Below are 24,202 nucleotides of genomic sequence, written 5' to 3'. Positions count from 1 at the left end.
GATTCTCACAGAATTTAGAAATATCTGTGCCAATCTGTGTAATCTGTGGTGACAATATTATTAATGAAGTTTTTCAAATTCCTGCATGCAGTCAATCAAAGCCTGAACGCTCTCTTTCGGCATAGCATTGTAGCATGAAGCACGGAAACCACCTACGGAACGGTGTCCCTTAATACCTACCATACCTTTTTCTGTTGCAAACTTCAAGAAGTCTGCCTCCAAATCTTTGTATTCAGGAGCCATTACAAAACAGATATTCATGCGTGAACGGTCTTCCTTGGCAGCAGTACCTACGAACAGTTTATTACGGTCAATTTCTGCATACAGCATATCAGCCTTTTCAATAGCACGGCGTTCCATTTCCTTCACACCACCCTGAGCTTTAATCCAACGAAGAGTCTGCAAAGCAGCATAAATAGGTACTACCGGAGGAGTGTTGAACATAGAGCCACTATCAATATGAGTCTGATAGTTCAACATTGTCGGGATATAGCGGGAAACTTTACCTAGTGCGTCATTCTTTACGATAACAAATGTAACACCTGCGGGAGCCAAATTCTTCTGCGCACCACCATAGATACAGATGTATTTGGAAACGTCAATCGGACGTGAGAAAATATCAGAAGACATATCGGCAATCACTGGAACCGGAGAATCGAGGTCTTTCTTCAATTCCGTACCGTAAATTGTATTATTTGTAGTGATATGGAAATAATCTGCATCAACAGGGATTGTGTAATCTTTCGGGATATAAGTATATGTAGCTTCGGCTGAAGAGGCAACCTCTACAACTTCACCAAAACCTTTGGCTTCTTTCATTGCTTTCTTTGCCCATACACCGGTATTCAAATAAGCTGCTTTTTTTTCGAGGAAATTATAGGGCACCATGCAGAACTCCATACTAGCACCTCCACCCAGGAACAAAACCGAATAACCTTCGGGGATATTGAGTAATTCCTTGAATAATGCCTCTGCCTCGTCAACCACAGGTTGGAAGTCTTTGGCACGGTGGCTGATTTCCATCAGAGATAAACCAGAGCCGTTGAAATCTAAAATAGCCTTCGCTGTATCCTCTATCACCTCACGCGGAAGAATGGAAGGTCCTGCATTGAAATTATGCTTTTTCATTTGAAGTTTGTTTTTGGTTTAACAATTTCGTTACTTTTTGTCTTTCGACTTTGCGAATTTACGAATTTATTTTCGGCGTACAAATCTTTCCTTATAAAAATACTGTTTTATAGCAGATTTCTCTTACTTTTTATTGGTTTATACAGGATATATACACCATATTGTTATCTATACATATCAAGTTAAGAATAAAAGTCGAAAATATCACTCTATGAAATCAATAAATTATAAAGTGAAAGAGAAATGAGATAAAAATGAATATTTATAAAGAAAAAGTTTTTTTCTACTTCGCTTCTTCGATAATTGTCTTCATTCCTTTGATCTTTTCTCCTTGGATCAAATTCAGCAATTGTTTCACCTTAGCCCGACGAACGGCAACAAATGCATAATGCTCTTTTACATCAATAGCCCCTACATCTTCACGAGCCAAATTTCCTTTTTTATATAAGAATCCGGCAATATCTATCCGGCTTAATTTTTCTTTCTTTCCTTTACCTATATATACAGTAGTCCAGACAGATTTAGGAGGACGAGGAGCATTTTCCGGTAATGCCACTGTTTCTATATTATCCGGGATATAAGTCGGAAGTTTTTCCTCAGCGTGAAGCACCAGATAAGAAGTTCCGGTTGCATCCCAACGCGCGGTACGTCCGTTACGATGCGTGAAGGCTTCTTCGTTCACAGGAAGATGGTAATGAATGATATGCTCAATTTCCGGTATATCCAGCCCACGGGCAGCGAGGTCCGTAGAGATAAGCACATGACAACTACCGTTACGGAATTTATACAAAGCACGTTCACGGTCCGGCTGCTCCATGCCACCATGAAAACGTTCGGCAAATAACTTCTTTTCAGCCAGAAGCTTATGTACCCGGTCTACCGCATCCCGATGATTACAGAAAACAATACTTGAACTGCTTCCCAGTGTACAAAGCAAATTATATAAAGTATCAATCTTGTCTTTCGAGGGAGAAATCACCTTCATTAATGTCAGGCGGGATTCCTGTTCTTCAGAAGCATCCGGCAGGAAATTCAGTTTCACTGTGCGGTTCAATCCTGTAAACTGAGGAATTTCTTCTGCATCGGTAGCTGAAAGCAGCATACGTTTCTTCAATCCCGGAAGTTGTGTGATAATCTCCGCCATTTCATCATGGAAGCCAAATTCCAGTGATTTGTCAAATTCATCAATAATCAGTGTATGGATCGTTTCGGGATTGAAGTTTCCCTTGGACAAATGATCGGTGATACGTCCCGGAGTACCAATAATAATAGCAGGATGATTGCCTAGAATACTCTTTTTTTCTTCAGCAATAGGGTGCCCACCATAACAACAACAAGTTTTCCAAGAAGTACCCATTGCCTTAAATACACTGTCTATCTGTAAAGCCAGCTCGCGTGAAGGTACTAAGATTAATACCTGCACACTACCGTCATCCGTTTTCAAAGTGAGCAATAATGGCAGCAGATAAGCCAAAGTCTTACCTGATCCTGTCGGTGACAACAGTATGACGTCTTTTTTTCCTGTAGCTTGTTCCAGCGATGCTTCCTGCATCGGGTTCAACTCCTCGATCCTCAAGTTACGAAGAACCGATTGTATAATCTCATTTTTCTCTAACATGTGGCAAAGATACAAAAAGAGTAAGAGTATGAAGACAAAAAGACGGTCAAACTTTAGCCATTCCAGTCAGTATATAGCGACCTTTCAGGTTATTCTCCTTCATATAAATCGTAACTTCTACCCGACAGGCTTTCATCAGATCATATCCGGTTAAACCTGCATTCATAGCTTTGATAAACGAATACTCCGTGTCGTCGTGAATAAAAGAAATACGATGATATTCCATAACAAAATGTATTTAGGGAACTATTATGTAGTCAAAAGTACAAAATTAATAGATAAGTAGATGCAAAAACAGATAACTATCTTCAAAACTGACATAAAATTCACCAAATACATCCCGAAAAGACACAAAAGAAGGCGGGAAATCTGAGAAGCATAATCAGCATTCAGATTTCCCGCCCTGTTTTTATATAACCTTTCCGGTAGTTTCCCAACCGGAGGGTATTTTTCGAAGATTATCCTCCGAAGTTATCGAACATCAAGTTCTGGGCTGGAACGCCAAGGTCATCAAGCATCTTTTCAACAGCTTTCGACATCGGGCCAGGACCACACATATAATATTCAATATCTTCAGGAGCTTCGTGATTCTTCAGGTAAGTTTCATAGATTACGTTGTGAACGAATCCCGGAGTATACTTCACACCGGCAGCATCAGCAGCAGGATCCGGACGGTCAAGTGCCAAATGGAATGTGAAGTTCGGGAAGTCTTTTTCGATTTGCAGGAAGTCCTCCAGATAGAATACTTCGTTCAACGCACGGGCACCGTAGAAGTAAGACATCTTACGATCGGTAACGTGCAGTGTCTTCGTCAAGTGCATGATTTGTGCACGCAACGGAGCCATACCGGCACCACCACCAATCCACATCATTTCCTTGTTAGAATCCAAGATTGGGTGGAAATCTCCATAAGGACCGCTCATAATAACCTTGTCACCCGGTTTCAGCGTGAAGATATAAGAAGAAGCGATACCCGGCATTACATCCATAAATCCGGGACCTTGTTCTTTCGGTTTGAACGGTGGAGTAGCGATACGTACAGTCAACATGATACGGTCACCTTCTGCCGGATAGTTGGCCATAGAGTAAGCACGGATTGTTTCCTCATCGTTCTTACACTTCAAGCCCAACAGACCGAATTTCTCCCATGCAGGCAGATATTCGTCACCAATCAGGCTCTTATCGATATCCTTGTCATAGTCCATTGAGAATTTAGGAATCTTGATCTGTGCATAAGAACCGGGGATGAAGTCCATGTGTTCACCCTTAGGCAGAGCAACGATGAACTCTTTGATAAATGTAGCCACGTTCTTGTTGGAGATAACTTCACACTCCCACTCTTTCACACCGAGCACAGACTCGTCAATCTTGATAGACATATCACTTTTCACTTTCACCTGACAGCCCAGACGCCAATGGTCTTGCTGCTGTTTACGGCTAAAGTGAGGAACTTCGGAAGGCAAGATTTCACCGCCACCTTCAAGCACCTGGCATTTGCACTGTCCGCAAGAGCCCTTACCACCACAAGCGGATGACAGGAATATCCCGTTGACAGACAGCGTATTCAGTAAAGTAGAACCGGAAGCCACTTCCAATTCCTTTTCACCGTTGATTGTCAGTTTCACGTTACCTGACGGTACCAGGAAATTTTTGGCAACCAACAGGATAACAACAAGCAGCAGAATAACCACAAGGAATACCCCAATGCTCGCTAATATTAAATTCATATCCATTGTCTTATTCCTTTCTTTTTAGATGTTCAAACCAGAGAAACACATAAATGCGATTGCCATTAGGCCTACTGTGATAAACGTGATACCCAATCCCTTCAACGGAGCAGGAACGTCAGAGTAAGCCATTTTCTCACGGATAGCAGCCAGACCTACGATAGCCAGCAGCCAACCGATACCGGAACCGAGTGCATAAGAAAGCGCGTCCCAGATATCACCAATATACTTCGGATCACTCGGACCGAGATTGATGCGTTGCTGCATAAACAGAGAAGCACCCATGATAGCACAGTTAACGGCAATCAACGGCAGGAAGATACCCAGTGAAGCGTACAGCGACGGGCTGAAACGTTCCACCACCATTTCCACCAATTGCACAATACCGGCAATAACGGCAATGAAAAGAATAAAACTCAAGAAACTAAGATCGACACCTTCAATGATAGCGTTGGCAGCCAGCACCTTAGTTTGCAACAAGTAGTTCACCGGAAGCGTCACCAGCAACACAAAAGTTACGGCGATACCCAGTCCTACGGCAGTCTTCACATTCTTCGAAACGGCCAGGTATGAACACATACCCAGGAAGAATGCGAATATCATGTTGTCCACAAAGATAGAGCGGACGAATAAACTTAATAAATGTTCCATAATTCTTTTTTGAATCTTGAATTATTAATTACTTTCTTCTTGCAACTCTTTGTGGCGCGCACGTTGGTACCAGATAATGCAAGCTACGATAATCAATGCCATAGGCGGCATCAACATCAAACCGTTGTTAATGTATCCGGTGTTTTGAATAGGTTCGTAGTTCAATATATTGAAACCAAGCAGTGTACCCGAACCAAGCAATTCGCGGAAGAAAGCCACGATTACCAGAATCTTGGCATATCCCAAACCATTACCGACACCGTCAAGGAAAGACTCCCAAGGACCGTTCTGCATGGCAAATGCTTCCAGACGTCCCATAAGAATACAGTTGGTAATAATCAAACCTACATAAACAGAAAGTTGCACGCTTACATCATAAGCAAACGCTTTCAGAACTTCACTCACGATAGTTACCAAAGCAGCTACCACAACCAACTGAACGATGATACGTATACGGTTAGGAATGGTTTTGCGAAGCAATGAAATAACGACATTAGCAAAAGCTGTAATCACTGTTACCGAAAGTCCCATTACAATGGCAGGCTCCAGTTTTGCGGTAACAGCAAGTGCAGAACAGATACCTAGCACCTGTACGGTAACCGGATTATCTATTCCCAACGGAGCAGAGAATACTTCTTTATTTCTCTTTGAAAACAATTGTCCCATATTCTTTATATCTCCTCCTTAATTATTTAGTTAAAAAACTCATATAACTGCTCAGGCAAGCTTTCAACATAGCGTCCACCCCTACTGAGGTAATTGTACCACCCGAAATACCGTCCACCTGATATTCAGGTTTCTCTACCTTGCCATTCTTTACAACTCCCAAAGCGATAGAACCGTCTTCCAATGTTTTCTTACCTACGAATTCATTCTGGAAATGTTCGGTAGCAATTTCAGCACCCAGACCCGGAGTTTCACTAGCATGAGAGAAGTAAGTACCGTAAACAGTATCCTTATCTTCGTTCAGCGCGATGTATCCCCAGATAGCGCCCCAAAGACCGGCACCGTAAACAGGAACGACATATTTAGTCTGGCCGTCCACTTCGCACACAAATACGTGCAGACGTTGTTGTTCTTTTGCTTCTTTCTCGTAGTTGGTAGCAAATTCGCCAGTATTTTCAGTCAGCGTACCGTCTACGTTCATCAGCATATCACCTTTTACATATTTCTGATATTCTGCATCCGCATCTTCTATATTCTTAATGTTCAATGCAGCAAGAATCTGCTTTTTAGTGTCCAACTGCACATTCTTGTTTTGTGTTTCTCTCAATGAAGAGCTAACGAATGCCAGCAGGAATGCCACGATAACAACCATTACCGAAGCATAAATGATAGTATAACTATTACTATTCGTATTCATTTTCATTCGGTATTTACTGGTTAGACTTGATAGCACGTTTCTCGCGGCGACTGATATTTCCCTGTACTACACAGTAGTCAATCAGCGGTGCGAAGATGTTCATTAACAGGATAGCGAGCATCATACCTTCGGGGTAACCCGGGTTCAGAACACGGATAACGATCGCCATGACACCAATCAGGAATCCGAAAATATACTTACCTCTTTCCGTACGTGCGGAAGTAACAGGGTCGGTAGCCATAAACACGGCACCGAAGCAGAAACCACCGAGAACGAGGTGTTCGTACCAAGGCATTTGCGCCATTGTATTGTTTTCCATGCCGATTGCGTTGAACACCCAAGCCATGAATGCACCACCGACAAACACAGAAATCATAGTCTTCCAACTAGCAACCCCTGTCCACAAAAGGATAACGGCACCAATCAGAATAGCGATCACGCTTGTTTCACCGATAGAACCGGGAATCAGACCTGTCACCATATCCATGCTGAACTCAGGCACAGTACCTGTCGTTGCAGCTAATCCCAGAGGAGTGGCAACCGTAAGTCCGTCTACCGCCTGTCCCATACCGAAAATAGTGTCGCCGGATACCCAAACGGCATCACCGGACATCTTGGTCGGATAAGCGAAGAACAGGAATGCACGAGTAATCAACGCTACGTTGAAAATGTTCATACCTGTACCACCGAATACCTCTTTCGCAAAGATAACAGAAAATGCAGTAGCTACGGCGAGAATCCACAACGGACAGTCAACCGGAACAATCATCGGGATCAGGATACCCGAAACGAGGAATCCTTCCTGAATTTCTTCCTTCTTCCATTGAGCTACGATGAACTCAATGCCCAGACCTACTACATAAGATACGATTATTTTCGGCAACACTGCCAGGAATCCGTAGATAAACATTTCGAAGAAGCTGCCTGTGGCACCTGTATGAGTGAAATGCTGATAACCTACGTTGTACATACCGAACAGCAACGCCGGTACTAACGAAATAACCACAATCGACATGATACGTTTGCTGTCGATCGCGTCGTGTATGTGCGTTCCCGTTTTCGCAGTCTTGCTGGGCACGAACAGGAATGTTTCGAAGCCGTCGAACACCGACTGGAATGCGTGGAATTTGCCGCCCTCTTCAAAGTTCGGCTTTATCTTATCGAGATAATTTCTTAACGCTTTCATTAATATATTTACTATTTTACGATTTACAATTTACGATTTGCCATGCGGGCATTGATTTATGCCATTTCAGCACGGAGCATGTCGAGTCCGGCACGGACGATACGTTGCAGTTCCATTTTCGAAGAGCAGACGAATTCGCAAAGAGCGAAGTCTTCGGGAGCCACTTCGTAGATACCCAACGCTTCCATACGGTCAATATCACCGGCGATGATAGCTTTAATCAGATATTCGGGCAAGATATCCATTGGGAATACCTTGTCGTATTCACCTGACATAATCATATGACGTTCGCCACCTTTGATGCGGGCATCCAACGTATATTCTTTTTTGCCCATTAACCAGCTAAAATAAGAGCGGTTGGCACTGAACTGGTTGAAACGCGGCATAATCCAACCAAGCATTTCGTGAATGTCGTCACCTTCGGGAATTACAGTCAGCTGGCTGTCGAAAGCTCCCAGGAATCCGTTCGGTGATACCTGTTTTCCGCTCAACACATTACCACTGATGTAACGCAGTTCCTTGCCTGTCGTTACATTTCCGGCAAATACGTTAGTCAGCAACGCACCTACCTGAAGTTTGCAGTAAGCAGGTTTCAACACTTCGGAACCAGTCACAGCTACTGTACGGGTGAAATCCACACGACCTGTATTAAAGAGACGGCCGATAAAGATAACTGCCTGCGGGTCGATCGTCCACACAGTCTCACCTTTGGATACAGGAGCGATGTGATTGATTTGAACACCTACGTTACCGGCAGGGTTCGGTCCATCGAATGCAGTAATTGTAACGTTCTTAGCCTGAGTCAGTGCAGTAGCGTTTTGTTTTACGCTGATACTCAGGTAAGTTTTTGCCATTTTGGCGAGAGCATCGAGTCCGGTCTGGAAGTTTGCTTCCTCTCCTTTCAAAGCAAATTCGAAGTTGGGAGCCAGCGGATTGGTATCGAATGCAGATACGAAGATTCCCTTCGGGGTAACCGTCGGGTCGGCGATGATGTCATAAGGACGTTGTTTGATAAACGCAAAAATACCGGCTTCCAACAAAGCGGTTTTCACAGCATCAGCATCCATTGAGGCAACATTCTTCTTTCCAAATTCTTCGTAGTCCTGTTCGGCAGCCGCCTCTACTACGATGTTTAACACCTTGCGGCGAGCACCACGTTCAACACTCGTCACCACGCCACTCACGGGCGAAACAAATTTCACTTCAGGATGATACTTGTCGATAAACAAGGGTCCACCAGCCATCACATACTCCTGCTCTTTTACGACTACCTTCGGCGTCACTCCAGGAAAATCATCGGGTACGAGTGCGTAAAATCCCGGTTCTTTCACTGTTGCGTACGTTTCAGCAGCTTTACCTTTCAGGTTTATGTCAAGGCCTTTACGTAACTTTATTACATTTGCCATGCTATATAAAATAATGGTTTCATAAATTTGCCGCAAAAGTAATAAATAAGATTGGGATTCGTGAGGAAAAAAGAAAGGAATTACGGAAAAATATCCGCAATTCCTTTCGTGGTCGCACACAATATTCTTTAGAGTGCCTTTCTTTTGTTCTCAAAAAGAAGAAAAAGACTATTCTTCTCCGACAAACATCGGGTCCCAGGCAGGGAGACGAATCGGTTTCTGCTTGAGTATTTCCTGTATTTTGGAAGACGCATATTTCGTTTCAACCACCAGACGGAACATATATTCGTCAAACCATTCGTCAGTCATGATAAGATGCCCCTGATAACCGGAAGCAGGTCCCCAACTATTCTCAACCATCCATTTGGTCGGTTTTCCATTTTCATCGAGGTCAACCGCCATAAGAGTCATGGCGTGACTTGAGCCGCTGGCAAAGCTTTGGATACGTTCTTTCTTGTCCATGCCGAAAGTGGTGCCCATGAGAGATTCGTAGTCGTAGTTTTTAACATCCAGCAAGCCACGGTCGGAGTTGAGGAATTTGCCGACATCGCAAGAGAAATACATCATCGTACTGTCTTTCAGAGAGGCGATTGCCATTTCCTTGATATCTTCAACGGGTAGGTTGACGTATGTCCAGTTCTTGCCGTCGTAACGGTGGCGGTCATAGTCGATTTCGTAGCATTTGTAGTATTCGCGGCTGGGATCGTTCATTAGCATAATGTAGTTGCTGATGAGGTTTTCGTCACCATACTTCTTCAAGAAAGACAACGGAGTATAATTTTCGGTAGAAACAAGCTTACCTTGGGCATTATACTCAGTCCATGTAAATTCTGTGGGAGGAACGCCCAAGTTCAGAACGAGCAACCGGTAGATAGTGCCGAGCATTTCAGTTTTCGTTTTCTCCAGAGCAGCAGGTTTAGCGCCCTTAGCAGCCATATCGCGAAGCTGAATCCCCTGTTCGCGAAGCTTCAGGGTGATCAGACCGGCCATGCGGGAAGTATTTTCACTACTGTTCGTTTCCGGCATTACATCTTTGGGTACAAGACCATATTTACTTACAATGTCGGCTACCCCGGTGAAAGTTCCGCCGTCACTCAGAGGATTACGGAAAAGCCATTCCACCATTTTGTCGTTCATCGGTTTGTCACTGGTGTCGATGATACCTTGCAGGAAAAGGTTCGCTTTCTCCAGTTGGTCGAAGAAAAAAGGATAAGTCTGAGAGAACTCAAAAGAACCCAGATGATACTTGTCAATCGCTTTGGCACGCATCACGTTCAGCCCCGTAAAGAGCCAGCAACGTCCGGATGATTTCTGGTTCGTGATACCTTTGGAGTTCACTTTAACTGAAAAGTGCGTATCCATTCCTTTCATATTATCCTGGTTGAGAGCCAGTTTGCGGATGTCGTTGCTGCCGATAGCGTTGCGGATAGCTTTGTCGGCAGACGTATTCTGGTAACTCTGTTTGATTTGCTGCATCATAGCGTCACTGATGCCTCCTTTCGCGTCTTGTGCCTGTGCCGAGTAGCAGAGGGCACAGAAAACAAAAACTGGTAAGATTCGTTTATTCATTATAGATAATTCGTTAAGTTACTTTGCCGGTATGCTAATAGATAGACGTGTCGTGTTTATGTTTGCCGCACCGGATATTAGCATATTGGCAAATTGGTTTTACATATATTATTTGGCAAAAATACAATTCTTTTTTAGATTTATTATCTATGAAGATGAAAACTAATCGAAATAAAAGCGTTTTCTTTGCAGTCAGATTCCAAGAAAGAATATGAAAAGATATATAATAGGTATGTGGTTGGCAGTTCTGCCCATCAGCTTTACATTAGCCCAAACAGATCGCACGATAGTAAAAAACGACGAAGTGCAAGGTTCTATGAATTCAATGTCTGCTGGTGAAATTCTCCCGACAGATACCACTCCCACCCTTTCCAAACGTGAACTACGACGTGAACGTGTAGCCAAGAGAAATCTTCACTATAATATATTGGGCGGTCCCAGTTACACACCAGATTTTGGCTTGTTGGTAGGCGGTAGCGCTTTAATGACATTCCGGATGAATCCCAGCGATACTACCCAGCGGCGTTCGATCGTCCCTATGGCGATTGCCCTGATGTTTAAAGGCGGTCTGAACCTGATGACCAAGCCGCAGCTTTTCTTCAAAGGTGACCGTTTCCGTATCTTCGGTACCTTCTCCTACAAAAATACGATTGAGAACTTCTATGGCATCGGATATAGCACCAACAAAGACTATCCTCGCGGAGAAGACACCAGCGAATACCGTTACAGCGGCATTCAGGTGAATCCGTGGTTTCTGTTCCGTCTGGGAAAAAGCAACTTCTTTGCAGGCCCTCAGATTGATTTGAATTATGATAAGATCACGAAACCCGCCGCCGGAATGATCGAGCAACCTTCGTATATTGCAGCCGGAGGGACAGAGCACGGATACACAAATTTTAGTTCGGGGCTCGGATTCTTATTGACGTACGACACACGTGATGTTCCGGCAAATGCTTACCGGGGAACATATCTTGATTTTCGCGGAATGATGTATAGCAAAGTATTCGGAGGTGATGACAATTTTTACCGTTTAGAGATCGATTACCGTCAATATAAGACTGTCGGCAGACGCAAGGTGGTTGCCTGGACGGTACAGACTAAGAACGTCTTCGGAGATGTTCCACTGACGAAATATGCACTCAGCGGAACCCCTTTTGATCTTCGCGGATATTATATGGGACAGTTTCGCGACAAGTCCTCTCATGTAATAATGGCTGAATATCGTCAGATGATAAACACGGACAAAAGCACGTGGGTGAAAAGAATGCTGAATCATGTAGGTTATGTAGCATGGGGAGGATGCGGATTCATGGGTCCTACGCCTGGCAAGATAGAAGGTGTGCTTCCTAACCTCGGATTGGGGTTGCGCATCGAAGTCCAACCTCGTATGAATGTGCGTCTCGACTACGGCAGAGACATGGTGAACAAACAGAATTTGTTCTATTTCAATATGACGGAGGCATTTTAACCGGTAATCCGCGCACAATTAACAAGAAAGATTGCAAAATAGATAGTAAAAGACTGCTCATAAATAAAATTAATCCTTATATTTGCGCAAGCTATAACACAGCAAGAGCAAATAATATGATTTTTTTATGAAGCAATTTATATATCTTTTTTCGGGATTACTACTTTTGTTTGCCTCTACCCCCCGTGTAGTTGCGCAAGAAATCGGCGACTATTCTCAACTGAATGACGAAGATTATAGTAAGATAGATCTTCCTCCCCTGTCCGTTCTATTCGAAAATGCCAAAAACAATCCTATCTATGAGTTGGCAGACGCTAAAACAGCAATAGAGCGTAAATTATTACAAAAGGAAAAATGGGCATTTCTCGGCTTCTTCAGTTTGAGGGGAAGTTATCAATATGGTATGTTCGGCAACGAATCTACCTATACAGATGTGGCGATAGCCCCCTACCTCACCTATTCTACTCAGGCGCAAAACGGTTATACGCTGGGGGCAGGTGTCAGCATTCCGTTAAATGATTTATTTGATCTCAAAGGACGTGTCAGCCGACAAAGGCTTACACTGAAAAGCGCGCAACTGGAGCAGGAAATCAAATACGATGAGATTAAGAAAAACATTATTGAGATGTATGCCATGGCCACTTCGCAGATAAGAGTTCTTCAAATGAAAAGTGAAAGCCTGATTCTTGCCAATGTACAATACGAAATATCCGAAAAGAACTTTGCCAACGGAACCATAGAATCGGCCGATCTGTCAACAGATAAAGAAAGACAGTCACAAGCCCGTGAAGCATACGAAAAGAGTAAATATGAGTTAACAAAAAGCCTGATGATACTCGAGGTTATTTCACGTACCCCCATTATACGAAAATAAAAACAGAAGATATGAATTTTGTTATCTCTACCATACAGACTTTATTCCGCCACCGGTGGTTATTGCTGATTGGAACCACCCTCTTCACTCTATCAGTCATCTATTATACACGCCACATGCAGGGCGGATATGATGTAAAGGCCACTCTGTACACCGGGGTCGCTTCAGGATATAATCTGGAAAGTGACAAGCGGACAGACTGGGCTACCGTACAAAATTCAATGGACAATCTGATCAGTATCATGCAAGCTGAAAGTACACTAAAACGAGTGTGCCTGCGACTATTTGCCAGAGTTCTTATCCAAGGAAATCCGGACAGGGAAACCAATGGTATTACTGTTTCCAGTTATACCACCACATATAACCATTTAAAAAACAGTCCGAACGGGAATGAAATTCTAAAGCTGATAGACAAATCAAGCGAAGACAAAACAGTCTCCAATCTGGAAAAATATATGCGGCCGCATAAAGAGAACTATATTTACGGCCTGTTTTACTATATTCATCCGTTTTATAGCTATAATGCCCTGAAAAATATAAAAGTACAGCGCCGCCTGACCAGCGATCTGCTGGACATCAGCTACTCATCCAGCGACCCGGGTATCGCATACAACACAGTAAGTATCTTAATGGATGAGTTTGTGGAAGAATATCGCCGTATCCGTTATGGAGAGACCGACAAAGTTATCAAATACTTTGATGAAGAACTGAAAAGGATCGGGAAGAAACTTAGTACAGAAGAAGAAGACTTAACTAAATACAACGTAGAAAAACGCGTCATCAATTATCTTGATGAAACGAAGGAAATAGCCGCTATCAACAAAGAATACGCATTGAGAGAGCAGGACGCAATGTTTGCATTAAACAGCAGCAGGTCCATGCTCGACGAATTAGAACGGCACATGGACAGCAACGCCAAACAGATAATTAAAAACATGGAGTTTGTCGGAAAAATAAAAGAAGCTTCCGATATAACAGGAAGAATCTCGGAGGTCGAAGCAATGTCCGATTCCAATAATAAAGACATTACTGCTCTCAATAACAACAAGAAGCGATTGAGTGAACTTAAAAAAGAGCTAAGCGAACTGACAGATGCCTATGTAGGACATAAATACAGCAAAGAAGGTGTTTTGCGAACAAACATCATCGACCAGTGGCTCGAACAAACCCTGTTATATGAAAAGGCCAAAGCCGAACTGCTAATTGCACAGAACTCGCGCCAAGAGCTGAACGAGCGATACGTATTCTTTGCACCGGTAGGTACTACGATCAAACAGAAAGAGCGTATGATTAACTTTACCGAGCGCAACTATCTAACCGTATTGCACAGCTATAACGAGGCCTTATTAAGAAAGAAAAATTTGGAAATGACCTCCGCTACACTGAAGGTGCTGAATGAACCGACCTATCCGATCTCGCCCCATTCAACAAACCGGAAACAAATCGTCATAGCTGCGTGTATAGGCAGTTTTTTAATAATTGTTGCCTTATTGCTGCTAATAGAAATGCTTGACAGAACATTGCGAGATGCCGGTCGCACCAAGCGAGTGACGGGATATAAAGTGGTAGGTGCTGTCCCCAGCCTTTCGGCTTCCCGCTACGGAGGGCTGACCAAGACCTACGTGCAACATTCCGCAAGTGAGCTGACCAATTCGCTGCTTCGTTTTCTGGACAAACGGAAATCTCCGGGTGTATTCATCATCAATTTGTTCAGTATCAATGAAGATTCCGATGAAGAAACAATAGGCAACCTTGTCTGCGGATATATGCAAAGCCGTATGTTGAATACAAGATTTATCACCCACGGAGTGGATTTCAACACCAATTCCACTCAATATTTGTTAGCTAAGAACATCACAGACTTCTACACTTTACAAGGAGAAGACATCCTGATAGTTGCCTATCCGCCGTTATCGGAGAGCAGCATACCCAGTGCACTGTTGCACGATGCCAATGCCAACATCCTGATAGCTTCGGCGAATCATGGTTGGAAAACATTCGACAAACAGCTTTGTGACCAGCTTATGGTCCAGCTGGGAACAACAGATGTTCCGTTCCGTATCTGCCTGACCAATGCCGGACGGGGAGCAGTAGAAGATTTCACCGGTCAGCTGCCACCGTATACGTTATTACGTAAAATCGGTTATCATCTCAGCCAATTATCATTAACTGAAAAAATCATATTCAACTTCAAGAATAAGACCAAAGAAGTAGAAGACGAAGACGATGAATAACAGGATAGTAACTTTTCATATTCTGCTTGCCGCACAGTTTGCACTGGTTGCGGCAAACATTATAATGAATATCAAGATAGGTCTTTTTTCCATGATACTTATCTTGTTGTTAACGACTACTTGCCTGATACAGCTTAACAATGACGAGCAAACAAACTGGAAGCCCGGACGAAACATAATGACATATTTGTTTGTAGCCTGGTTCCTATTCTATTTTCTGGAATTACTGAATCCCAACAATGTAATGGAGGCATGGAATATCAACATCACCCCATATACACTCATAGGCCTGATATGTGCCTTTATAGTTCCGATAGTTATTCGTACCAAAAAAGACATCGAACTGCTACTGATCGTATGGTCTGTATTCGTCATCATATTTACAATCAAAGGATATTGGCAGAAAAGCCATGGTTTCAGTTCCAAGGACCTTTATTTTTTATTTTCAATGGGAGGTGCCCGAACCCATATCATCTGGTCGGGCATCCGCTATTTCTCCTGCTTTACAGATGCGGCAAATTACGGCGTACATTGCGCTATGGCAACCGTAGTTTTCACCATTAGCGCATTTTTCGTAGACTCAAAATGGAAACGCATCTACTTTCTGTGCATTGCAATGGGAGGGCTCTACGGAGTGGGAATCTCCGGAACCAGAGCAGCCATGGGAGTTATCATGGGCGGAATGCTGATGATAACCATTTTGGCCAAAAATTGGAAAGCGCTGTTGGCAGGCATCTTTGTCTCTATCGGAGTTTTTTGTTTTTTCTATTTCACTAACATAGGAAGCGGCAACCAATACATCCATAAAATGCGTTCTTCTTTCCACCCAACCGAAGACGCCTCCTACAATGTGCGTGTCGAGAATCGACAAAGGATGAAAGAATTGATGATAAAGAAACCCATTGGTTACGGTATCGGGCTGTCTAAATCAGGCCATTTCAATTCAAAAGAGCAGATGCCCTATCCTCCTGATTCATGGTTGGTCAGTGTATGGGTAGAAACAGGGATTGTCGGACTGATTCTTTATCTCGGCATACACGGCACCCTTTTCGCCTGGTGCTCCTGGATACTGATGTTTAAGGTACGCAATAAAAGCCTGCGGGGACTCGTAGCGGCCTGGCTCTGCATGGACGCAGGGTTCTTTATAGCCGCCTATGTCAATGATGTGATGCAATATCCCAACCAGTTGCCTGTCTATATAGGCTTTGCCCTCTGTTTTGCCGCACCGCATATAGACAAGCGTATCAGTGAAGAAGAAAACACCCAATCAGTATCCACCCCAGAAACCGACGAGCAAATATGACAAACAATATTCCGGAGATATCCTTTATCACGATCTGCTATAACGGGTTCAAAGACACCTGTGAACTGATAGAATCATTGCAAAATAAAATACATTCCATACGTTATGAGACGATCGTGGTAGACAATGCATCACGTGAAGACGAAGCTGCCAAAATACGTGAACGCTACCCCTCCGTCATTGCTATCCGCAGCAATGAAAACAAAGGATTCTCCGGTGGCAATAACATAGGCATCCGAGAAGCAAAAGGGAAATATATCTTTCTGATAAATAATGACACATACATAGAACAGGATACAATCTCTTTTTTGATAGAGCGACTCGAAAGCCGTGCGGAAATAGGAGGTGTATCTCCCAAAATCCGTTTCGCTTTTCCTCCTCAGAATATACAATTCGCAGGGTTCACTCCACTGACCCCTATCACACTGCGCAATGCAGGCATAGGTTTCGGTTGTCCGGACAACGGGACATTCGACACCCCACATCCCACCCCTTATCTGCATGGGGCAGCTATGCTGGTGAAACGCGAAGTGATTGAAAAAGTAGGGCTGATGCCGGAAATATTCTTTCTTTATTATGAAGAACTGGATTGGAGCACCCATATAACACGTGCCGGCTATGAATTATGGTACGAACCGCGTTGCACTGTTTTCCACAAAGAAAGCCAAAGCACCGGGCAGCTAAGCAAATTGCGCACCTACTATCTGACGCGTAACCGCCTGCTCTATGCCTGGCGGAATCTGGAGGGGAGCAACCGCTGGCTTTCTATCATTTACCAGACAACGCTGGCTGCCGGAAAAAACGGACTGTCTTTTTTATTAAAAGGTCGGCCGGATCTCTTAACGGCTACCATAAAAGGTATATCAGCATTCATCCGTATTCCTCATAAAAAAGAACAAAAATGATAACCATACTACACATTGCAGAAATTATACTCTACATAATCCTGGCCTTCAACACAGGTTACCTGTTATTGTTTGCCATAGCGTCAAAGTTCTGCCGCCCCCGTATCTATCCTCGCACGGCTCCCGGGACCAAGTTTGCTGTGCTCTTTCCTGCCTATAAAGAAGACAAGGTCATTATCCCCGCCATTTATTCCTTCTTACAGCAAGATTACCCACGGGAATTATATGACATTATCGTGATTTCCGACCAGATGCAGGAAAGCACGAACGAAGCTCTGCGACAATTGCCTGTCCGCCTACTGATAGCGGACTATACCGACAGTTCGAAAGCCAAAGCAATGAGTCTGGCAATGAACGCCACCGCAGACATACCATACGACGCAGTGGTCATTATGGACGCGGACAATACTGCCGGTACAAGTTTTCTATCCGAACTCAACCCTGTTTTTCAGTCAGGAGCCAGAGCCGTTCAGGCACACCGCACCGCGAAAAACACCAATACGGATATTGCCGTTCTCGATGCGGCCAGTGAAGAAATCAACAACTCAATATTCCGCAGCGGGCACATCGCACTCGGACTGTCTTCTGCCCTTATCGGTTCAGGCATGGCATTGGAAGCCTGTTGGTTCCGCCAACATATACACCTGCTCGAAACGGCAGGAGAGGATAAGGAAATGGAAGCCCTCCTGCTCAAACAGCGCATCCATATAGAATATCTGGAACACGTCTACGTGAAAGACGAAAAGACCCAAAAGAAAGAAGGAATCAAAAACCAGCGCAAACGCTGGATAGCTGCCCAATTTGACTCATTAGTACGGACACTTCCCGACTTTCCAAAAGAGCTACTGCGCGGCAATATAGACTATTGTGACAAAGTTTTTCAATGGACACTGCTGCCCCGTATCATCCTGATCTTCTGCACATTTTTTTTCACCATACTAGTCACCCTGGTTTCCCCCTATTCAAGCATTAAATGGTGGATACTCGCTTTTGCTTTATTTCTTGCACTGTTTACGGCAATCCCCGGACATTTACTGAACAAGCAACTCTTACGGGCAATCTTCCAGCTACCGTCCTTACTGCTCGGCATTGCAAGTAATCTGTTCAAATTAAAAGGAGTTAACAAAAAATTTATACATACCGAGCATGGCAATTAACGTATTAGAAGTAATCAGACAAGGTCAGGTAGGTGGTGGCGAGTCTCACCTCCTCGATCTCATAGCAGGATTCGACAACCGTGTCAATCCCATTGTCCTATCATTCACAGGCGGACAAATGATTGACGCGCTCACGCAAAGAGGAGTCAAGTGCCACGTTGTCAACACCTCTCACCCATTTGACGTACGCATCACCCGGCAGATCAAAGAGCTGATTCTCAGAGAGAACATACAACTGATCCATGCCCACGGAAGTCGTGCCGCATCCAATGTCGCTTTTATAGCCCGGAAGCTACACATCCCCATGGTATATACCGTTCACGGGTGGAGTTTTCACCAAGACCAGTCGTTTTTCATCAAACGCCTCCGGGCATGGAGTGAAAAAATAATATGCAAGTTGAGCAAAGAAGTAATCTGTGTCTCGGAAAGTAACCGGATTACCGGGCAGAAAACTTTCGGATTAAAACATTCGATCGTCATAGAAAACGGCATTAACCTGACAAAGTTCAACCCCCACCGGGAGTTCAGCAATCTCCGCAACGAGTTCGGGTTTACCGACGAGGATTTCGTGATAGGCTTTGTGGGCAGGATCACCTTGCAGAAAGCTCCTTTGGACTTCGTAAAGAGTATCGCTCTTGCACGGCAGAAAGACAAAAGAATAAAGGCGCTATTAGTGGGTCAGGGTGACATGGAAGAAGAGACTAAAGAAGCAATTCGCCTGTATGGAATGGAAAAACACATCCGGACCTCACCTTTTCGCAGTGACGTACCGGATGTATTGCACGCTATCGATGTTTTTTGCTTACCCAGCTTATGGGAGGGACTTTCCATTGCCCTGCTCGAAGCTATGGCAATGAAAAAAGCGTTGGTAGTAACCCCGACAGACGGTACCAAAGAGGTTATCACTCACCAGCAAAGCGGGTTAATAGTAGACTTCGGCAAACCGGAAGAATTGGCAGAATGCTATTTGGCTTATCTTCATCATCCCGAATGGAAAGAAGATTACGGAGTCACAGCTATGTCCACCATTCAGGAACGTTTCAATAGCCGGCGAGTATCACAGCAGGTTACAGAAGTCTACTATGACATTCTCCGATGATTACCTCCATTCCTTCGTCACGTCGAAGCACGGGCAAGCCTTCACCCATTCCTCCGGCTCGATCTCCCCGTTCCCGTTCAGGTCGGGGCTCAAGTCCCGGTGTCCGCAGATGCGGCAACCGGGATAGTCGCGCAACAGCGTGAGGATGAGTACATTCATCGAATGAATCTGCCATTCAGTGCGGGTGTCGGCAGGACGTCCGTGGCAGTCGAGGCCGCCCTCATAGCAAATACCGATACTATTCAGGTTGTGTCCCTTGGCGTGCGCACCTATCCGTTCAATCTCCCGCGTCGTCTTGATGCTCCCGTTCTTACGGATGTAGAAATGATACCCCACACCGTTGAAACCACGGCGGCGGTGGCACACCTCCAAATCTTCTTCCGTGAAATCCCTGTCCGCCCTGGTGGCGGAACAGTGGATCACAATCAGGTCAATCTTCCTCATCAACCTGTCCTTTCATTCTTCTACCTTTTCTCTTTCTGCGAAAGAAAAACAGGATTTCCAATACAACATCTAAGATTTTGTCAATCATCGCTTCTCATTTTTTATAAATTAGTTATCAACTAGATAGACGGATCCGGAGTCACCCCGCCACCGGAACCGCCCTCTCCCTTGCCGGGCTCCTCGGAACCGGAGCCACCTCCTTCTCCTTCGGAAGCGGCCTTCTTCTCGGTATACAACTCGAACGACACATTATTCTCCCCTCCACGCGTAGTCGCCGTGCTGTCGTTGGCAAGGCGCAGCGAATTGTCAACCTTGAAACGGAGATTGACACGAGAAATATTCTTCACCGTGCAGTCCTTCTCCTGCTCCACACCGGGACAGGTCAGCGTGGTGTAAAAAATCCCCAGCCCGTCCACTTTCACCTTATCGCCTGCCACCAAGACCTTCTTCATCGCACGGACGAAAGATTTCATGACGTGCGACACGTCTTCCACCGAAAGCGACCCGATTGACTCGATTTCACGCGCCAGCGTCTCGATTGAATAGATTTTCGCCTCTCCGGACTTGAGTTTGAGAGCATACACCATTGGCGACTTCTCATCTCCAATTCGTTTTCTGCGCTTGTAGCGCACCACAGTTACTGTTGCCATAATTTAAAATTTTGTTTTCTCCGAAAGGAAGGACATTCTCCCTTTCTGTTGGTGAAACAAAGATACGGCAAGACACCGGCGACTTGCCGGATTGCACCGGGTTACACCTGATTACACCGGATTAAGAAAGAATAAAGGAGATTAAAAGAGACTGGAGAGGGAATAAAAGAGATTAAATAGGAAATAAAAGAGACTGAAAGCTCTTCATCAGATTTGGAAACAAAGTTAATTAGGAAAATAATAGCCAGACAGTTTATAGTCGATAGTATCTGCAACTCTCCTCCTTCGGGAAGGAGGAGTACCCGTAGGGGGAGGTGGTAGGTGAATGCATAAGTCGGTTATTATCAGCATTGTGTATCCACCTACCACCCCGGCTTTCAGCCACCCCTCCTTCCCCGAAGGAGGGGAATGGGAATACTATCGACTAGGAGGCAAGCATCCAAAAGAGGTAGGGACGGAGGACGATGCAAAGTGTGAGCGGAGGACTATCGCGAAGCTATCACGAAGCGTGGGCGAAGCTATCGCGAAGCGTAGGCAAAGCCAATGTGCAACGTGGGCAAAGCCAGTGCAAAGCGTGAGTTAAACAGGTGTGATCCCCCTCCTCACGTCCGTTGACAGCCGGGGTTAATGTCCCCACTTCTTCCGCACATCGTCCCACACTGCGGCTGCATCCGGACGCAGCGGTGCATCGTCCGGGATAAGGTGTCCCAGGTACATCCTCCGACCGTTTGAAAGAGTTTCAAAACGATTGTCGGCTGTGCTTCCCGCCTTCTGAAGTACCGACAATAACGTTTCACGCAACATCCGGCAGGTAGTAGACCCCGGTGCGACATAGTTGGAAAAATAACGTCGGACATCCTCAAGAAACAGCAATTCACCTCCTTTTCCGTAGAGCAGAATATGCTGTTTGAAAAGTTCGATAACCTGCTGCTGATGCTCGAGAAACAGCTTCCCCAGTCCCGAGTGCTGACCTGCCAACTCCATGTACGACCGGGAAGCGGCAAGCTGATCCACCAACTTCTCCCACGGAAGTACTCGCTGCAACGGAATCTCTCCGGCTTCGTCCACCGAAACAATCTTCATCCCGCCAACAGCCTTTTTACTCGCAGCAACCGCTTTTCGACCTTCAACAGATGCCTTGCACCTCTCAGCAGCCACTTTCTTACCCTCAGCAGCCACCTTCCCACTCGTAGCAGCAGCAACAGCAGCATCTCCCGGCACCTCGCCCGCTGTATTGCTGCTGTTGTTCACAACAGGAACAATACTCTTGTTCTCTTCTCCTCTCTTCTCTTGGGTTTCATTCGGTTTTCCGCCTTTGCCGGCGGGCGTTTCAGCGCGTTTTTTAGTCTTTCTCGGACGACCGCCTTTTTTGCCGTTTTCGGCATTTATCCGCCATTTTTCCTCCAATGTTTTCATCACCCTGTCCAGATAAGGAGCGCGAAACATTTGGCGTTCCTCATCCACCTCAAAAAGATCGAACTCTCGGAGTATCCTCCCTATCAAATCCACATCCACATCATAGCGTTTGGCCAAGGCCTTCAACGGCAGCGGTCTGCATGACGCTTCGTAATTGTCCTTCGTGCGCAAATGCAACAGCAACATCACATAAACTCCGAGAGCGTTTGCCGCTCCCAACTCCAACATCATACCGGCAATATTGTCGTCATTCAACAAATTTACCTCCAAATTAAAATACTGATCTTTCTTCATTATCGTAGTTATTTACCTATATTTCAGCTTCTAACAGAAACGGAGGCAAAGGTGAATATTTTTTTTTATTCCGTATGTCGCATAAACGCAACACAACATATCTTTTTTTATCAGAACTTTGCACCATTAATTCTAATTATTTATACAGACAATGAAACAAAAACGTAACTACACGCTAACGGAGCAAGAAGAGAACAAAATAGTAAATCAGATTTATAACAAAAAAATTTTGTTAATAAAGAAATTACTTGAGACGTGCCATTTGACCGTCATGGACTTATGTGTACATCTTAATATCGACACATCTACTTTCCACCGTTGGTTCCAACCGAATCCCTGTATCATCAGTGCCCTCAAATACACACAAGTCTGTGTCTTCTTTGGACAATATATAAAAGAGAAAAAAATCCCTCTTACGAAAGAAATTATCAAGCTGATAGAAGAAACAGAACCGTTCAGCATTTTTTTATTGTCCGCTTCATAGCAATTTTGGCATGAAAAAAGAGAGAGTTATCATATCTTTTCATACCTTTGTAGCACAGCAAAGCGAATCAATATCAAAAGAGAAAAACATGAATGACAGTGAAGATACAAGCGGTTCGTCGATAACAGCGCTCATCGTCTTTAGAGAAAACGGAGATGCGGGCAATCTGTTCGTACCTGTATTGTGTGATGCTATCCGAATGACAGGTGTTGACGTGCGATGTTCCACAAAGGAATTCTGGGAGTCGGACAAGACCTATGACATCATCCATTTCCAATGGCCCGAAGAAGTGGTGGGCCGGATGTGCGACGACCCCGGCATCGTCCGCCGGCTGGAAGAACGAATCGCGTTCTTCCGTTCGCGAGGGACACATTTTGTCTATACCCGCCACAATGTGCGTCCCCATTACGCCAACGAAGTTATCGGCCGGGCATACGACATCATCGAATCGCAAAGTGACGTTGTGGTGCACATGGGGCGTTTCAGTCTGGAGGAGTTCGTCGGCAAACATCCCGACAGCCGGAATGCCGTCATCCTGCATCACATCTATCAGTATACTTACCAAGAGGACATCAGCGTAGAGCGTGCACGGCAATACCTGCAACTTCCACAAGAAGCATTTATCGTCACTGCTTTCGGGGAATTCCGAAACTGCGAAGAGATACGTATGGTGTTGGGAGCCTTCCGTTCGTGGAACGAAAAACAAAAGTTACTGTTAGCCCCCCGCCTCTACCCTTTCTCACGGCACAACCATTACGGCGGAAATTTCCTCAAGCGGTGGGCCTCAAAAACCGGATACTACCTGCTCATGTCCTTGCTCAACCGCGTGATGAAGCTACGCGCCGGTGCCAATGACGAACTAATCGACAATTGCGACCTGCCTTACTACATGGCCGCTTCAAATGTCATATTCATTCAACGAAAAGGACAACTCAACTCAGTCAATATCCCGCTTGCCTTCCTCTTTCATAAAGTCGTTATCGGGCCGGATTCCGGGAATATCGGCGAATTATTGAGAAATACGGGTAATCCGGTTTTCCGTTCCGATAAAAAACAGGACATAATCCGAGCACTGAAAGAGGCACGACATCTGTCTGCCCGGGGAAAAGGGGAAGCGAACTACGCGTATGCGATAAGAAACATGAGTATAAACAAAGTTGGGAAACAATACGCCGAACTCTACGAAGAATTGGCAGACAGGCATCAATTCAACTAATTGAGACAAA

Annotated in this window: 21 protein-coding genes; 8 read left to right on the top strand and 13 right to left on the bottom strand. The window is 44.7% G+C overall.

The features are described 5' to 3' along the window. Nucleotides 1-60: 60 nt before the first annotated feature. The 10 genes from serC to CGC64_RS11585 form a co-directional block, all read right to left on the bottom strand. The gene (gene serC / locus CGC64_RS11630) at nucleotides 61-1,128 is read right to left on the bottom strand and encodes a 3-phosphoserine/phosphohydroxythreonine transaminase (RefSeq protein WP_005676331.1); all 1,068 of its coding nucleotides are present in this window, start codon (nucleotides 1,126-1,128) and stop codon (nucleotides 61-63) included. Nucleotides 1,129-1,411: 283 nt separating this feature from the next. Next, nucleotides 1,412-2,746, bottom strand: coding sequence for a DEAD/DEAH box helicase (locus CGC64_RS11625; protein WP_005676334.1), 1,335 nt, complete (start codon nucleotides 2,744-2,746; stop codon nucleotides 1,412-1,414). 46 nt (nucleotides 2,747-2,792) lie between these two features. Continuing rightward, nucleotides 2,793-2,972 (bottom strand): hypothetical protein, encoded by a 180-nt coding sequence (locus CGC64_RS11620; RefSeq protein WP_005676337.1) that lies wholly within the window; start codon nucleotides 2,970-2,972, stop codon nucleotides 2,793-2,795. Nucleotides 2,973-3,204: 232 nt separating this feature from the next. Next, nucleotides 3,205-4,479 (bottom strand): NADH:ubiquinone reductase (Na(+)-transporting) subunit F, encoded by a 1,275-nt coding sequence (nqrF, locus tag CGC64_RS11615; RefSeq protein ID WP_005676339.1) that lies wholly within the window; start codon nucleotides 4,477-4,479, stop codon nucleotides 3,205-3,207. An 18-nt stretch (nucleotides 4,480-4,497) separates the two neighbouring features. Further along, nucleotides 4,498-5,124, bottom strand: a complete 627-nt coding sequence (gene nqrE, locus CGC64_RS11610) for an NADH:ubiquinone reductase (Na(+)-transporting) subunit E (protein ID WP_005676340.1) — start codon at nucleotides 5,122-5,124, stop codon at nucleotides 4,498-4,500. Nucleotides 5,125-5,148: 24 nt separating this feature from the next. Continuing rightward, nucleotides 5,149-5,790, bottom strand: coding sequence for an NADH:ubiquinone reductase (Na(+)-transporting) subunit D (locus tag CGC64_RS11605; protein ID WP_005676342.1), 642 nt, complete (start codon nucleotides 5,788-5,790; stop codon nucleotides 5,149-5,151). 22 nt (nucleotides 5,791-5,812) lie between these two features. Continuing rightward, nucleotides 5,813-6,487 (bottom strand): Na(+)-translocating NADH-quinone reductase subunit C, encoded by a 675-nt coding sequence (locus CGC64_RS11600; protein ID WP_032855052.1) that lies wholly within the window; start codon nucleotides 6,485-6,487, stop codon nucleotides 5,813-5,815. 13 nt (nucleotides 6,488-6,500) lie between these two features. Next, nucleotides 6,501-7,673: an NADH:ubiquinone reductase (Na(+)-transporting) subunit B gene (locus tag CGC64_RS11595; RefSeq protein ID WP_005676346.1), complete on the bottom strand. Its 1,173-nt coding sequence runs from the start codon at nucleotides 7,671-7,673 to the stop codon at nucleotides 6,501-6,503. Nucleotides 7,674-7,729: 56 nt separating this feature from the next. After that, a complete protein-coding gene (locus CGC64_RS11590; RefSeq protein ID WP_005676347.1) occupies nucleotides 7,730-9,079 on the bottom strand; it encodes a Na(+)-translocating NADH-quinone reductase subunit A in 1,350 nt (449 codons plus the stop codon). 168 nt (nucleotides 9,080-9,247) lie between these two features. Continuing rightward, a complete protein-coding gene (locus CGC64_RS11585; RefSeq protein WP_005676348.1) occupies nucleotides 9,248-10,648 on the bottom strand; it encodes a C1 family peptidase in 1,401 nt (466 codons plus the stop codon). A 232-nt stretch (nucleotides 10,649-10,880) separates the two neighbouring features. Here CGC64_RS11585 and CGC64_RS11580 point away from each other — a divergent pair, with 232 nt between their 5' ends. The 7 genes from CGC64_RS11580 to CGC64_RS11550 all read left to right on the top strand — a co-directional run bounded on the left by CGC64_RS11580 (nucleotide 10,881) and on the right by CGC64_RS11550 (nucleotide 19,688). Continuing rightward, nucleotides 10,881-12,116 carry a BamA/TamA family outer membrane protein gene (locus tag CGC64_RS11580; protein ID WP_005680712.1) on the top strand — a complete coding sequence of 412 codons (1,236 nt, stop codon included), beginning with the start codon at nucleotides 10,881-10,883 and terminating at the stop codon, nucleotides 12,114-12,116. Between the two features lie 127 nt (nucleotides 12,117-12,243). Continuing rightward, nucleotides 12,244-12,990 carry a TolC family protein gene (locus tag CGC64_RS11575; protein WP_005676350.1) on the top strand — a complete coding sequence of 249 codons (747 nt, stop codon included), beginning with the start codon at nucleotides 12,244-12,246 and terminating at the stop codon, nucleotides 12,988-12,990. 11 nt (nucleotides 12,991-13,001) lie between these two features. Beyond that, the gene (locus CGC64_RS11570; RefSeq protein ID WP_032854986.1) at nucleotides 13,002-15,224 is read left to right on the top strand and encodes a GumC family protein; all 2,223 of its coding nucleotides are present in this window, start codon (nucleotides 13,002-13,004) and stop codon (nucleotides 15,222-15,224) included. Further along, a complete protein-coding gene (locus tag CGC64_RS11565) occupies nucleotides 15,217-16,527 on the top strand; it encodes an O-antigen ligase family protein (RefSeq protein ID WP_005676352.1) in 1,311 nt (436 codons plus the stop codon). The genes CGC64_RS11570 and CGC64_RS11565 overlap by 8 nt, the downstream gene beginning before the upstream one ends. Further along, the gene (locus tag CGC64_RS11560) at nucleotides 16,524-17,432 is read left to right on the top strand and encodes a glycosyltransferase family 2 protein (protein ID WP_005676354.1); all 909 of its coding nucleotides are present in this window, start codon (nucleotides 16,524-16,526) and stop codon (nucleotides 17,430-17,432) included. Before CGC64_RS11565 ends, CGC64_RS11560 begins: the two co-directional genes overlap by 4 nt. Continuing rightward, nucleotides 17,429-18,589, top strand: coding sequence for a glycosyltransferase family 2 protein (locus tag CGC64_RS11555; protein WP_005676355.1), 1,161 nt, complete (start codon nucleotides 17,429-17,431; stop codon nucleotides 18,587-18,589). Before CGC64_RS11560 ends, CGC64_RS11555 begins: the two co-directional genes overlap by 4 nt. Continuing rightward, complete coding sequence (locus tag CGC64_RS11550; protein ID WP_005676357.1) at nucleotides 18,579-19,688, top strand: glycosyltransferase; 1,110 nt, start codon at nucleotides 18,579-18,581, stop codon at nucleotides 19,686-19,688. Before CGC64_RS11555 ends, CGC64_RS11550 begins: the two co-directional genes overlap by 11 nt. Here CGC64_RS11550 and CGC64_RS11545 read toward each other — a convergent pair whose 3' ends face one another. The 3 genes from CGC64_RS11545 to CGC64_RS11530 all read right to left on the bottom strand — a co-directional run bounded on the left by CGC64_RS11545 (nucleotide 19,689) and on the right by CGC64_RS11530 (nucleotide 22,492). After that, nucleotides 19,689-20,132, bottom strand: a complete 444-nt coding sequence (locus CGC64_RS11545; RefSeq protein ID WP_005676358.1) for an N-acetylmuramoyl-L-alanine amidase — start codon at nucleotides 20,130-20,132, stop codon at nucleotides 19,689-19,691. 119 nt (nucleotides 20,133-20,251) lie between these two features. Then, complete coding sequence (locus tag CGC64_RS11540) at nucleotides 20,252-20,782, bottom strand: HU family DNA-binding protein (RefSeq protein WP_005676360.1); 531 nt, start codon at nucleotides 20,780-20,782, stop codon at nucleotides 20,252-20,254. A 624-nt stretch (nucleotides 20,783-21,406) separates the two neighbouring features. Beyond that, nucleotides 21,407-22,492 carry a DUF4373 domain-containing protein gene (locus CGC64_RS11530; RefSeq protein ID WP_005676362.1) on the bottom strand — a complete coding sequence of 362 codons (1,086 nt, stop codon included), beginning with the start codon at nucleotides 22,490-22,492 and terminating at the stop codon, nucleotides 21,407-21,409. Between the two features lie 572 nt (nucleotides 22,493-23,064). Between CGC64_RS11530 and CGC64_RS11520 the strand changes: the two genes are divergently transcribed. Further along, the gene (locus CGC64_RS11520; protein ID WP_032855053.1) at nucleotides 23,065-24,192 is read left to right on the top strand and encodes a glycosyltransferase family protein; all 1,128 of its coding nucleotides are present in this window, start codon (nucleotides 23,065-23,067) and stop codon (nucleotides 24,190-24,192) included. The last annotated feature ends 10 nt before the right edge of the window (nucleotides 24,193-24,202 follow it).

Origin of the sequence: Bacteroides caccae, from assembly GCF_002222615.2 — a bacterium.
GTDB classification, from domain to species: Bacteria; Bacteroidota; Bacteroidia; order Bacteroidales; family Bacteroidaceae; genus Bacteroides; species Bacteroides caccae.
This window is presented reverse-complemented; position numbering and strand designations above follow the sequence as displayed.